This window comes from Bradyrhizobium sp. AZCC 1577 (genome assembly GCF_036924575.1).
Classification (GTDB): domain Bacteria; phylum Pseudomonadota; class Alphaproteobacteria; order Rhizobiales; family Xanthobacteraceae; genus Bradyrhizobium.
The window spans coordinates 2,271,874-2,284,651 of the sequence record NZ_JAZHRQ010000001.1; the positions used below are offsets into that span (position 1 = coordinate 2,271,874).

11 protein-coding genes are annotated in these 12,778 nt (G+C 62.4%); 8 read left to right on the forward strand and 3 right to left on the reverse strand.

Annotated features, from left to right (window positions below):
- Positions 1-32 precede the first annotated feature (32 nt).
- The 6 genes from fba to V1278_RS10690 all read left to right on the forward strand — a co-directional run bounded on the left by fba (position 33) and on the right by V1278_RS10690 (position 7,237).
- Positions 33-1,118 carry a class II fructose-bisphosphate aldolase gene (fba, locus tag V1278_RS10665; RefSeq protein ID WP_334380677.1) on the forward strand — a complete coding sequence of 362 codons (1,086 nt, stop codon included), beginning with the start codon at positions 33-35 and terminating at the stop codon, positions 1,116-1,118.
- A gap of 55 nt (positions 1,119-1,173) precedes the next feature.
- A complete protein-coding gene (locus tag V1278_RS10670) occupies positions 1,174-2,634 on the forward strand; it encodes a form I ribulose bisphosphate carboxylase large subunit (protein WP_334369011.1) in 1,461 nt (486 codons plus the stop codon).
- A gap of 12 nt (positions 2,635-2,646) precedes the next feature.
- The gene (locus tag V1278_RS10675) at positions 2,647-3,066 is read left to right on the forward strand and encodes a ribulose bisphosphate carboxylase small subunit (RefSeq protein WP_334364686.1); all 420 of its coding nucleotides are present in this window, start codon (positions 2,647-2,649) and stop codon (positions 3,064-3,066) included.
- Between the two features lie 153 nt (positions 3,067-3,219).
- Positions 3,220-4,113 carry a CbbX protein gene (cbbX, locus tag V1278_RS10680; RefSeq protein ID WP_334380678.1) on the forward strand — a complete coding sequence of 298 codons (894 nt, stop codon included), beginning with the start codon at positions 3,220-3,222 and terminating at the stop codon, positions 4,111-4,113.
- 522 nt (positions 4,114-4,635) lie between these two features.
- A complete protein-coding gene (locus V1278_RS10685) occupies positions 4,636-6,024 on the forward strand; it encodes a DUF4403 family protein (RefSeq protein WP_334380679.1) in 1,389 nt (462 codons plus the stop codon).
- Positions 6,025-6,082: 58 nt separating this feature from the next.
- Entirely contained in the window at positions 6,083-7,237 is a 1,155-nt protein-coding gene (locus V1278_RS10690; protein ID WP_334380680.1) for an alpha/beta fold hydrolase, read from the forward strand.
- Between the two features lie 119 nt (positions 7,238-7,356).
- On the opposite strand, the gene V1278_RS10695 is transcribed toward V1278_RS10690, so the two are convergent.
- Genes V1278_RS10695 through V1278_RS10705 form a run of 3 tightly spaced genes read right to left on the reverse strand, consistent with a single transcriptional unit; the run spans position 7,357 to position 10,269 of the window.
- Complete coding sequence (locus V1278_RS10695; RefSeq protein WP_334364682.1) at positions 7,357-8,355, reverse strand: SIS domain-containing protein; 999 nt, start codon at positions 8,353-8,355, stop codon at positions 7,357-7,359.
- An 11-nt stretch (positions 8,356-8,366) separates the two neighbouring features.
- Positions 8,367-9,311: an N-acetylmuramic acid 6-phosphate etherase gene (locus tag V1278_RS10700; RefSeq protein ID WP_334380681.1), complete on the reverse strand. Its 945-nt coding sequence runs from the start codon at positions 9,309-9,311 to the stop codon at positions 8,367-8,369.
- 19 nt (positions 9,312-9,330) lie between these two features.
- The gene (locus V1278_RS10705; RefSeq protein WP_334364680.1) at positions 9,331-10,269 is read right to left on the reverse strand and encodes a BadF/BadG/BcrA/BcrD ATPase family protein; all 939 of its coding nucleotides are present in this window, start codon (positions 10,267-10,269) and stop codon (positions 9,331-9,333) included.
- Positions 10,270-10,386: 117 nt separating this feature from the next.
- On the opposite strand from V1278_RS10705, the gene nagA reads away from it, so the two are divergent.
- Both nagA and V1278_RS10715 read left to right on the forward strand, forming a co-directional pair.
- Positions 10,387-11,568, forward strand: coding sequence for an N-acetylglucosamine-6-phosphate deacetylase (nagA, locus tag V1278_RS10710; RefSeq protein ID WP_442893772.1), 1,182 nt, complete (start codon positions 10,387-10,389; stop codon positions 11,566-11,568).
- A complete protein-coding gene (locus V1278_RS10715) occupies positions 11,569-12,771 on the forward strand; it encodes an aspartate kinase (protein WP_334380682.1) in 1,203 nt (400 codons plus the stop codon).
- Positions 12,772-12,778: the final 7 nt, after the last annotated feature.

The following is a 12,778-nucleotide window of genomic DNA, read 5'->3' on the forward strand; positions in this document are numbered from 1 at the left end:
GAAAACACGAGAGCAATGAGACGGAGGCTGCGATGGCGCTGATAACGCTGAGGCAATTACTGGATCATGCCGCCGAGCGTGGCTATGGCGTGCCGGCATTCAACATCAACAACATGGAGCAGGGCCTTGCCATCATGGAGGCGGCGGCTGCTGTCGATGCGCCCGTCATCATCCAGGCCTCGCGGGGCGCGCGCTCTTACGCCAACGATATCATGCTGGCAAAGATGATCGAGGCGCTGGAAGAGATGTATCCGCAGATCCCGCTCTGTCTGCACCAGGACCACGGCAACGAGGAGTCGACCTGCGCCACCGCGCTGCAGCACGGCTTCACTTCGGTGATGATGGACGGCTCGCTGATGGCCGATGCCAAGACCCCGGCGAGCTATCAGTACAACGTCGACATCACCCGCCGCGTGGTTGACATGGCGCACTGGATCGGTGCTTCGGTCGAAGGCGAACTGGGCGTGCTCGGCTCATTGGAGCATGGCGGCGGCGAGCAGGAGGATGGCCATGGCGTGGAAGGCGAGGTCAGCCACGACCAGTTGCTGACCGATCCGGATCAGGCGATCGACTTCGTTCGCGCTACCAAGGTCGATGCGCTGGCGATCGCGATGGGGACTTCGCACGGCGCCTACAAGTTTTCGCGCAAGCCGGACGGTGACATTCTTGCCATGAGGGTGGTCGAGGAAATCCATCACCGGCTGCCCAATACGCATCTGGTGATGCACGGCTCGTCCTCGGTGCCGCAGCCGCTGCAGGACGCATTCAACCAGTTCGGCGGCGAGATGCCGCAGACCTGGGGCGTGCCGGTCGAGGAAATCGTCCGCGGCATCAAGCACGGTGTCCGAAAGGTCAACATCGATACCGACTGCCGGTTGGCGATGACCGCGGCGTTCCGCAAGGTCGCAACGCAGAGCAGAAGCGAGTTCGACCCGCGCAAATTTCTGAAACCGGCGATGGATGGCTTGCGCGATCTTTGCCGCGAACGCTTCGAGCAATTCGGCACGGCGGGGCATGCGTCCCACATCAAGGTCATCCCATTGGCCGAGATGGCGCGACGCTACCGTTCGGGTGCACTCGATCCACAAATCGGAGGAATAGCCGATGCCGCCGAATGAGCTGACGACGCGTTCGATCCCGGCCAACCGCCGCACACCACCCCAGGAGAGCGACATGAACATGCACTCGATGACTGTCCGCGGCAAGGATCGCTATAAATCCGGCGTCCTCGAATACAAGAAGATGGGCTATTGGGAGCCCGACTACGAGCCCAAGGACACCGACATCATCGCGCTGTTCCGCGTCACGCCGCAGGACGGGGTCGATCCGATCGAGGCGTCGGCGGCAGTCGCCGGTGAATCCTCGACCGCGACCTGGACCGTGGTGTGGACCGACCGGCTGACGGCGGCGGAGAAATACCGCGCCAAATGCTTTCGCGTCGATCCCGTCCCGAATTCGCAGGGACAGTATTTTGCCTATATCGCCTACGACCTCGACCTGTTCGAGCCCGGGTCGATTGCCAACCTCTCGGCCTCGATCATCGGCAACGTGTTCGGCTTCAAGCCGCTGAAGGCATTGCGGCTCGAGGACATGCGGCTGCCGGTGGCCTACGTGAAGACGTTCCAGGGGCCTGCGACAGGCATCGTGGTCGAGCGCGAGCGTATGGATAAGTTTGGCCGGCCGCTGCTCGGCGCCACGGTGAAGCCGAAGCTCGGCCTGTCCGGGCGCAACTACGGGCGCGTGGTGTACGAGGCCCTGAAAGGCGGGCTCGATTTCACCAAGGACGACGAGAACATCAACTCGCAGCCGTTCATGCATTGGCGCGAGCGGTTTCTGTATTGCATGGAGGCGGTCAACAAGGCGCAGGCGGCGACCGGCGAGATCAAGGGCACCTATCTCAACGTCACCGCCGGCACCATGGAAGACATGTACGAGCGCGCCGAGTTTGCCAAGGAACTCGGCTCGGTCATCATCATGATCGATCTCGTGATCGGCTACACCGCGATCCAGTCGATGGCCAAGTGGGCGCGTCGCAATGACATGATCCTGCATCTGCATCGTGCCGGGCACTCGACCTACACGCGGCAGCGCAATCACGGGGTCTCGTTCCGGGTGATCGCGAAATGGATGCGGCTTGCGGGCGTCGATCACATCCATGCCGGCACCGTGGTCGGCAAGCTCGAGGGCGATCCGGCGACCACGCGCGGCTATTACGACATCTGCCGCGAGGACTACAATCCGATGCGGTTGGAGCACGGCGTGTTCTTCGACCAGCATTGGGCCAGCCTCAACAAGCTGATGCCGGTCGCGTCCGGCGGCATTCACGCAGGCCAGATGCATCAACTGCTCGATCATCTCGGCGAAGACGTGATCCTGCAGTTTGGTGGCGGCACGATCGGTCATCCGATGGGCATTCAGGCCGGCGCGACCGCCAACCGCGTGGCGTTGGAAGCCATGATCCTCGCGCGCAATGAAGGCCGCGACTATCTGCACGAGGGTCCTGAGATTCTCGCCAAGGCAGCAGAGACCTGTACGCCGTTGAAATCGGCGCTGGAGGTGTGGAAGGACGTCACCTTCAACTACGAATCGACCGACACACCAGACTACGTGCCCACGCCCAGCGTTGCGATGTAAGGAGCGGAAATCATGCGCATTACCCAAGGCTGCTTCTCGTTTCTGCCCGATCTCACCGACGAGCAGATCTCCCGCCAGGTCCAGTATTGCCTGGAGAATGGCTGGGCGGTGAACATCGAATTCACAGACGATCCGCATCCCCGCAACAATTTCTGGGAAATGTGGGGATTGCCGATGTTCGACCTCCGCGACGCCGCCGGCGTGATGATGGAGCTGAACCAATGCCGCAAGGTGTATGGTAACAGCTACATCCGCCTGTCGGCGTTCGATTCCAGTCACGGCTGGGAATCGGTCCGGCTGTCCTTCATCGTCAACCGACCGAAGGAGGAACCCGGCTTCCGGCTCGAGCGGCATGAAGTTGCCGGCCGCAACATCCGCTATACGACCAAATCATACGCCGCCGACCGTCCGGAGGGCCGGCGCTACGGTTAGGTCACTGGCTCGGTCCGACAGACGAGTTCTCCCTGATCGTGCCTTTCGTCTGCCGGATGCACTGCTCCGTCGCTGTGGAAGCGGCGACGGAGTTTTTTTCAAATCGCGCATGCTTGCGTCGAGGTTTGCCAGATGGACATGGATACCGCCGACATGACAGACACGGTCAACCTCCGCGAGGAGCTCGAAGCCGTCGGCATTGAGGAAATCCTCACGCAGCTCGACCGCGAGTTGATCGGGCTGGTGCCCGTCAAAACCCGTATCCGCGAAATCGCATCGCTCTTGCTGATCGAACGTATCCGCAAGCGGCTTAATCTGACGTCGGAGGTGCCGACATTGCACATGTCGTTCACCGGCAATCCCGGCACCGGCAAGACCACGGTGGCGCTGCGGATCGCGAGCATTCTCCACAGGCTCGGTTTCGTGCGTCGCGGCCAGGTGGTGTCGGTTACCCGCGATGAGCTGGTTGGACAATATATCGGCCACACCGCGCCCAAGACCAAGGAGGTGCTGAAGAAGGCGATGGGCGGCGTACTTTTCATCGACGAAGCCTATTATCTCCACCGGCCCGACAACGAACGCGATTACGGTCAGGAGGCGATCGAGATCCTGCTGCAAGTGATGGAATCCCAGCGCGAGGATCTCGTGGTGATTCTCGCCGGTTATGGCGATCGAATGGATAAATTCTTCGCCAGCAATCCCGGCTTCCGCTCCCGCATTGCCCATCACATCGATTTTCCGGACTATTCCGAGCCTGAATTGCTTGCCATCGCCGAGCTGATACTGCGCGACATGAACTACAAATTCAGCGCCGACGCGCGCGAAGCGTTCATCCGCTACATCGCGCTGCGCAAGACCCAGCCGCTGTTCTCCAACGCGCGCTCGATCCGAAACGCGCTCGACCGCATGCGCCTGCGCCAGGCCAATCGTCTCGTCGCCGATCTCGATCGCGTGCTGACGGCTGACGACATCATGTCGCTGGAGGCGTCAGACGTGCTCGCCAGCCGGGTCTTTCTGAAGGACAAGCCGGTGGCTGGCTCGGCGTGAAGCGCGATCGCGCGTTCAGGATCGAACCAGCAGCCAGACCGTCATGAGCGGGAAGATATAGGTCAGTTTCATTGACCGTCCTGTGGTTTCGGTCGATTTCAGCCGGGTTCGTTGCGCTTTGTCGAGGCCGTTTCTGGTGCGAAACTGGTGCGGTAACACGGAGGGGTTGCAAGGCCATCGTTTTGCATGATTTGTTGCTTCTCTTGCGAGACGTCGGGCGTTCAATGCGAAGTTGGCTTTGAGGTTCTCGAGCTGGTGGGGTCGGATCCGCCCAACACTTGTCGAAAACGGACAGGATGGAGGTAGCTCGATCTTGGAGATCGCGGGAGCTGCCAGCTTGCCGAGCCGGATCGTGAAACAGCTTCCGCCATTCGTGAAGCCCTAACGCATAGGGCCTTGTTGCTAGCGAGCGCACTGAGTTTCGACTGTGGTTCTGGTTTTTCCTGAAACTGGAGCACTAAAATGACTCATCCGTCACGCACATATCAGTCGCAATACGATTCGATCGCGAATAGATCACGCATGGGCATAGCCCGCCTGGCCGCGCTCGCTCTTGGGGCGCTCCCGTCGATCGCGTTCGGCGCCGATAAGCCGGCGCTGAGCCCGGACGCAGCAACGCCGCTCGTAACGACTTCGCGCATCTCTGCGACGGTCGAGTTCGGCCTGCCGGCTCTCGCTGCGGCGATCGAGCGGGATATTCCAAAGCGGCTTGCCACCATCGACGAGCGCGTCAATTGCGTTCATCGTCGTGTTTTCATCTTCCGCATCAACGCCAATTGCGACGTCTGGGGTTTTGTCGACCGGACTAGCCCGGTCTCGCTGTATGGTCGGGGCGACCGCGTCTTCGGAGCGGTCTCTATATATGGCGCCGCCGAGGGCCAGGGAGCCAATCGCTTCACGGCGCGTATTCGCGGCGACACCGAGGCGCGCGCGACGATCGAGGTTGAAGCGCGCCCCGAGCTGCGGCGGGACGGGTCGCTCCAGCTAAACATCAGTGACTCCTTCCACTGGAGCGAACATCCCTACCTTCACGTGCTCGGCCGCGAGTTTGACCTTGCACCCTACGTCGAGCCCAACATCCGGACGCAGTTGGGCCACATCCGGTCGCGGGCGCTGGCGGCGGCGCGCGCACTCGGCCTGCACGGCAAGGCGGAGACGGCGTGGCGTCACGCGTTTGAACCCATCAAGCTCGCGGACGATCCGCCGGCCTGGCTGCAAGTGACCCCGCAGAGCGCTGCTTTCGCGGGTGTCCGCGCCAATGCCAAGCTATTGTGGGGATCGCTTGAGCTTGCCGGTTCCGCCGAAACCGTAATCGGGCAGCAGCCGCCGGCTGTCGCGGCAACGGCGCTTCCGCCGCTCGGCACCGCGGTGGCCGAGCCGGGCACCTTCGATGTCATTCTTCCCGTCCGCATCAACTACGACACGCTCAAGGACAAGATAAGCCAGGCGATCACAGCCTTGCCGGCGCAGGACACGTCCGTGCGCGAGGTTCAGGTTTATCCGTCGTCGGGTAAACTTGTGATCGGCCTGCGTATTGCAAAGAGCTCGGATACCGATTCTAGCGCGGGCCAATGGACCTATCTCTCCACCACGCCAAAAGTCGATACGAACAATAAGACCGTCGGCCTCTCCGAAATCGACCTGACAACTTCATCAGACGACAGCCAGATTGGATCTGCCGTGCAACAGCTAGCGGCGCAATTGAGGAATGTCGCTAATCTCGACTACGGCATCTCCTACCAGAACCTGCTCATGGCGGCGAACGAACGCCTGACGCGCCCGCTGAAGGAGGGCTTTCGCATGGAGGGCCACCTCGACTCGGCAAGGCTCGAAAAGGTGCAGTTGCTGCGCGAAGGCATCCTGATTGCCCTTCATGCCAGCGGCGGTCTGAAGATACTTTACGGACTGTGAGCACGTGGGTTGGACCATGCGATGCTTCAATTCCGTTGGCCGCTGGCGGGGCAAATGGATGCCGAAGGCGCTCGTCGCCGCGGCTATCTTTGGCTTGGCGCGAATAGCGTCGGCCCAGACGGCATTCTATGATGCGCCGGAATCGTTGCTCGCCGGTGCCCCGGGGACCTTGGTGCGGCAGGATCCGATGGATGGCGCTCCGCTCGGCGCCTCCACCTATCGCGTGCTCTATCGGTCGACGGGGCTGAATGGTCGGCCGATCTTTGTGTCCGGCGTCGTCGTTGTTCCGCAAGGCGCGCCCCCGCCAGGCGGTCGTCCGATCGTTGCTTGGGCACATCCTACATCGGGTATCGTCCCGCGCTGCGCGCCGTCGCTTGCCATTTTTCTGTTTCAGCAGATCCAGGGCCTTCGCTCGATGATCTCTCGTGGCTTCGTCGTGGCGGCGACTGATTATCCGGGGCTCGGCACGCCGGGCCCGCATCCTTATCTGGTTGGTGAGAGCGAAGGTCGCGCCGTGATCGATATCGTGCGCGCGGCACGCTCCCTTCCCCGCGCAGGCGAGGGCAAGGACTTCACAGTGTGGGGACATTCGCAAGGCGGGCAAGCCGCGCTCTTCGCCGGGATGATGGCAAAGGCTTACGCCCCTGAGCTGAGGCTTCTCGGCGTCGCTGCTGCGGCGCCGGCAACCGACCTCGCAAAGCTGATGAGCGACGATATCAACTCGATCGGCGGCAAGAACATCACGGCGATGACGCTATGGTCGTGGCACCGCGTCTACGGAGCCGTCATCGACAACGTCATCGATCCGCGCGCCATGCCCGCGATCGACAGGCTGGCGCAAGAATGCATCGAAGGGCCTTTCGACCTGATCGTCAGGCAGAGAACAGGGAGGCCGCTCGAGCAATATTTCCTGACGGTGCAAGATCCGACCAAGGCCGAACCTTGGCGCTCGCTTCTTCAACAGAACAGCACCGGCGTGCTCTCTCCTGATATCCCCATCTTTCTAGCGCAGGGGACCAACGACCAGATCATCCAGCCCGCGGTCACCCAGGTCTACATGGACAAGCTGTGCAAGGCCGGCAGCAAGGTGAGGATGGTCATGCTGTCCGGTATCGGCCACGCGCGCGCCGCGCAAGCGAGCACGATGGCGGCGGTGAACTGGATGACTGACCGCTTTGCCGGGAAAATACCTCCGGACAATTGCGTCAGATAGAGCTTGTCCATAGAGCTACGAACGAATCGTCTATCTGCTCGATGGGCGTAACAGCTTCGACTTCACCTGTAGCGTGCGGCGGTGCCCGGCTTCGGTCGCCAGCCAGCGATCAGTTGCTGTCAAAACGTCTCGGTAATCTTGCTCAGGCGAGGGGGACGATCGGGATCAAATCCGCAGGCGCGCGCCGCCTGCTCGATCATCCGATAGGCCGGAACGAGCATAGTGATCGGGTCGGTGGCGGGGTCATCCTCGGCCAACCAGGGCAGCGAGCCATGCGGTCCGCCGCATAGATGCAGCGCGATCTTTTGCTCGCGCAACTCTTCTGCCAGCGCGTCCACCGTGGCCGCCGTTTCATCCATGAGGCGCATCATGACGACCGGCGTGCGCGATGATAACGCGGCGCGCGGCCCATGCTGCAGCTCGGCGGCGCTGAGACCAATGGAAGGCAGGCGCAGGATTTCCGAAAGTTTGAGCGCGATCTCCCGCGCCGAGCCCAGGCCCAAGCCCCGCGCCGCCACAAACACGGCTGATGCCTTGGCTAGATCATCGGCAATCTCGGACCAGTCGAGCGCCAGCGCGCGGTGCAGGCGCTCGGGCAGCCTGTCGAGGGCCGACCGCAGCGCACGATCTTCCGCCAGTTCGGCAACAAGTTCGGCGCTAGCAGCCATCGAGCCAATCACGGTCTTGGTCGCCGCTACGGAGTGCTCTTGGCCGGCTCCGATCGGAACGACGAACTCCGCTTCGTCGGCCACCGGCGAGGGCGTCGCATTGACGATGGCGATGGTGCGGGCGCCCGCGGCGCGCGCCGACCTCGTCGCCGCGACAAGATCCGGGCTGCGCCCGGATTGGGAGATCACGATGAACAGCGCATGGCGCAGCATCAAGGGCGTGCGAAATGCCGTGATCACCGAAGGAGCGCTGGCTGAAACGGCAAGGCGAAGCCGCGTCTCGACAAGGTACCTCAAGAAAACCCCGGCATGCCCAGAGCTTCCCCGGCCGCACACGACGCACAGGGGGGCAGAGCTAATCCCGATCCGCTGCGCGATGTCGCGGGTGGCGGGGCGGTTACGAACGATTTTGGCGACAACGTCCGCGCTTTCGCCGATTTCGCTCGCCATCGCGGATGTCGTCACGGCTCAACCGCTCCGCCTTGCTTGCGTGGCGCCGCTTCCTTGGGATGCCGGTTGCGATCCTTGGCGAGCTCGGCAAACACGCGCCGAAGGTTGCCGTCACAGCTTTTCAGAATGGTCTCGGCATCAACCCTGTCGAGACCCAACGCCAGAAGGCCTGCCGTCTTGATGTCTCCCTCGGCCTGCTCAAGCGAGCGTGCCGCGTGCGACGGATCACAGTGCGCGATTTGCGCCACCATGGCCTCGGCGCGCCGCTTCAGTTTGGCATTGGTCGGCTGCATGTTCACCATCATGCCACGATACACCCGGCCAAGGCGCAGCATGATCCCTGAGGAGATCAGGTTGAGCACAATCTTCTGTGCGGTGCCCGCCTTCATCCGCGTGGAGCCGGCGATCAGCTCGCGGCCGGTCTCGATCAAGATCGGAAACTTTGCCGATGCCAGCAATACGGTGCCGGGATTGTTGGCGACACCGATCGTCACTACACCGAAAGAGCCTGCCTGCTGCAGCGCCGCGACCGTGAATGGCGTCGTTCCGCTGGCGGCAACGGCGATCACCACGTCGTGCGCTGTGAGCCGCGCGGCATTGATCTGCGTGACCGCATCATCGACATCATCCTCCGCGCCCTCGATGCTGCTGACGAACGCGCTGTCGCCGCCGGCGACGATGAAGCGGACGCGCTCGTTGGGCCAGGCGAAGGTCGGCATCAGCTCGGCACCGTCCTGGACCGCCACGCGGCCCGAGGTGCCGGCGCCGACATACACAATGCGTCCGCGATCGCCCAGCGCCGCCTTGGCCGCTTCGGTCGCCGCGGTGATCGCGGGAAGGGCATGGCCGATCGCCGCGACTGCCGCAAGCTGGCCCTCCCACATCGCTTCCATCGCTGACGTCAGCGGCCATGCATCAAGATCGGCAAAGCGGGGATCGACTTCTTCGGTGGCCATATCGTTGATCCATGCGCCATCAAACGCGGAACTTTGAAGCCTGTTCCTGGTCAGCTTCTCTCTCGGGCAGTTCTCTCTTGGGCAGGTCAAGCCGCCCTCGCGCAACCAGTAACGCGCCGGCCGCCGCGTCGGCGTCGGGACACCTCAGGCGGGCACGCAGGTCGGGCGTCAGCCACGGCGTAATGGCATCCGCGAGCCCGCCCACCAGCGAGAGCCGGTCAATTCCTCTCGCCAGAAACAGATCGAGCAGATCGCCAATGGCATCGGCCGCGCGTTCCACAATGCGTCGGCCGACCGGATCGCCCTGATTGGCGTGCCGCATCACGATCGGCGCGAACGCAGCGTAGTCTGTGGCCCTGGCTTCTTCAGACCAGGCCACCGCCTGATAAGGATCATGATCGAATGCGCCCAGCACCTCTGAAAGCAATGGGGTCAGCTCGCCGCGTCGATCCGCGGCCCGCAACGCCAGTCGAACAACCTGCAGGCCGATATCGGCACCGCTGCCTTCATCCGACACGGGAAAGCCGTAACCGGCGATACGGATTTCGCGGCCATCGATGAGGCCGACACCCACCGAGCCTGTGCCGGCTACCACGATGGCCCCGTCCGCGCCGCTATGGGCGCCGAGACAGGCCGCTAGGCCGTCGCTGATGAAGATGACGGAGGCAAAGGGATGCGCGATCTTGTTGAGTGCCGCTTCCGCACCCCGGCGACCAAGACCGGCAAGGCCAATTCCGGCGTGCATCCGCGCGAAATCCTCGTGCGTCAGTCCGGCCTGTGCGGCTGCCGCTTCAGTGGCCTCCATGATGGACCGCCAGGCCTTCTCGAAGCCAATCCGCGTCGTGGCAGGTCCCGAGCTTGCTGCACCGAGTACCCTGCCGTTTTCGTCCTCGATCCGGGCGCGGCAGCGGGTTCCGCCGCCATCAATGCCGAGATACGTGGTATCCTTTGTTCCCATGGAAAGTTAACGCGAAGGTTTCGCTCCGGGTCCTCCCAAAGCGCCTTGGTGTACATATGAAGTCTTGTACGGGACTCGTCTCACGAGTCCGTGACTACCATTGTCGGATCAATGCTGATGGGCCACGCAGGTTCTTCCTCTCTCACCATTGCCGCGCAGCACATCTTTGATGGTGCCGAGATGCGCGGGCCGGGGTCGGTCAGGATCTCGCAGGGGCGGATTGAAAGCGTCACCTTCGGCGAGGCGGAGGCGCGCGCCTCAATCCGTCTTCCCGCAGACGCGATCCTTGCACCCGGATTCATCGACATCCAGGTGAACGGAGGCGGGGGCGTTCTTCTCAACGACCAGCCGACGGAGGCTGGCGTTCGACGCATCGTCGAGGCGCACCGCAAGGCGGGGACCACGGGCTGCTTGCCGACCCTCATCACCGATCGCAGCGAGGTCATCGAGCGATTGGCTGCAGTCGCCCAGGCTTGTCTGAAGATTCCCGGCGTTCTCGGCTTTCATCTGGAAGGACCGGCCCTCAACAGGTCTCGCAAGGGCATTCATCCGGAAGCCGAGATACGCGTGCCCGATCGGCGCGATCTCGCCGCGATCAAAAGTTTTGGGGGCCGCGGCCGCTCCATTGTGACCTTGGCCCCGGAATGCGTGCCCGCATCCATGATCGATGAATTGATCGGCGCCGGATTGCGTATCGCGGCCGGCCACAGCGACGCCACCGCAGCCGAAATCGGGCAGGTGGTCGATCGCGGTATCTCGGGGGTCACCCATCTGTTCAATGCCATGTCGCAGTTGAACGCCCGGGAGCCGGGTTTGGTGGGCGCGGCGCTTGGGGATGACCGGCTGTTTGCAGGGATCATCTGCGACGGCATCCACGTTGACCGCACCGGTTTGCGTATTGCTTTCCGCTGCAAGGGGCGCGATCGATTGATGCTGGTCACCGATGCCATGCCACTGGCGGGCACGAACGACCGGCAATTCATGCTGCAAGGAAGGCAGATCACGTTGCACAAAAATCGCCTGACTGGCCCCGATGGCACGCTCGCGGGCGCTCACCTCACCATGATCGAGGCGGTGCGCAACGCTGTTGCGCTGCTCGGAATCTCCCTTGTCGATGCCCTCATCATGGCTTCGCGGACCCCCGCGGCATTTCTGGGCCTTGAGTCCGAGCTTGGACGGATCGCGCCCGGATACCGCGCGGACCTTGTCGCCTTCAATCCGAATTTTGAAGTCGTCGGCACATGGATTGGCGGTGTCGGTTCGATGGGCGAGGCGAGCGAGGCTTCTCACCGAGGTTAGATGCGCAACCATCCCATCATCGTGCAAAAATATGGCGGTGTCTGCCTAGAAACACCGGAGAAAATTCGCGCGGTTGCGCGCAGTCTCGCCGACCTGCACGGCCGTGGTCATCGTGTCGTGGCGATCGTCTCCGCCATGGGCAAGACCACCGACCAATTGATCCAGATGGCTTATCAGGTAAGCCCGACACCCAATCGCCGTGAACTCGACATGCTGCTAACGACCGGCGAGCGCATCAGCATGTCCCTGATGAGCATGGCGCTTTCCGATCTCGGCGTGCCCGCGATCAGCTTCACCGGCAGCCAGGCCGGCGTGATGACCGACGGCTCCCATTCCTCCGCACGCATTCTGGATGTACGGCCCATTCGCGTGCGTGAGGAGCTTGATCGCGGACGCGTCGTAGTGCTTGCAGGATTTCAGGGCGTGAACCCGGCGACCCGGGAAATCACCACGCTTGGCCGGGGCGGCAGCGACACCACGGCCGTTGCGATGGCTGCGGCGTTGAAGGCCGAACGCTGTGAAATCATCAAAGAAGTCGACGGAATTTGTTCGGCCGATCCGCGCATCGTGCCGGATGCAAGGCCGCTGCGGCGAGTGGACTTCGCATCCCTGTCCGAGATGTGCTTCTGGGGTGCAAAGATCCTGCATTTTCGCAGCGTAGAGCTGGCGCAAAGTCAGGATGTGCCTCTGGTTCTCAAGCAGTGGGGCGGCGTTGAACACAGCACGCAAGTGACGAAAGGGGTTGCAGACATGGAAAACGGAAGGGTTCTGGCCGTCAACTCGATGGCTCGCATTGAGCATGTGGAAATCGATTCCAAAGATCTCAATCACGGATTCGAGAAATTCGCGCAGCATCTCAAGCAAAACAGCCTGTCCTGGCCGCAGCTCCTGGCATCACACTTCACCGCGGGAAAAACCAGTATGACCGTGGCCTGTGATTCGGAGTGGCTCGACGCCCTGCTGCGCACGCTGGAGGCAAGCAAGGGTCTGCGCAAACTGCGCGAGGCTTCAAGCTCGGTGAGTCTCACCTGCTTCGGTGGCGTTTCGTCGGAATTGCCGTTCAGGGCGTTGCAGGTTCTCGAACATCACGGGATCGTGCCCGACAACTACGTGTTGTCGCCGCATTCGGTCAGTCTGTTTGTCCCTGTGGAGAACCGGGAGGCCGCGGTCAAGGCGTTGCATTCCCTTGTCCAGCAAACATAGTTTCGAG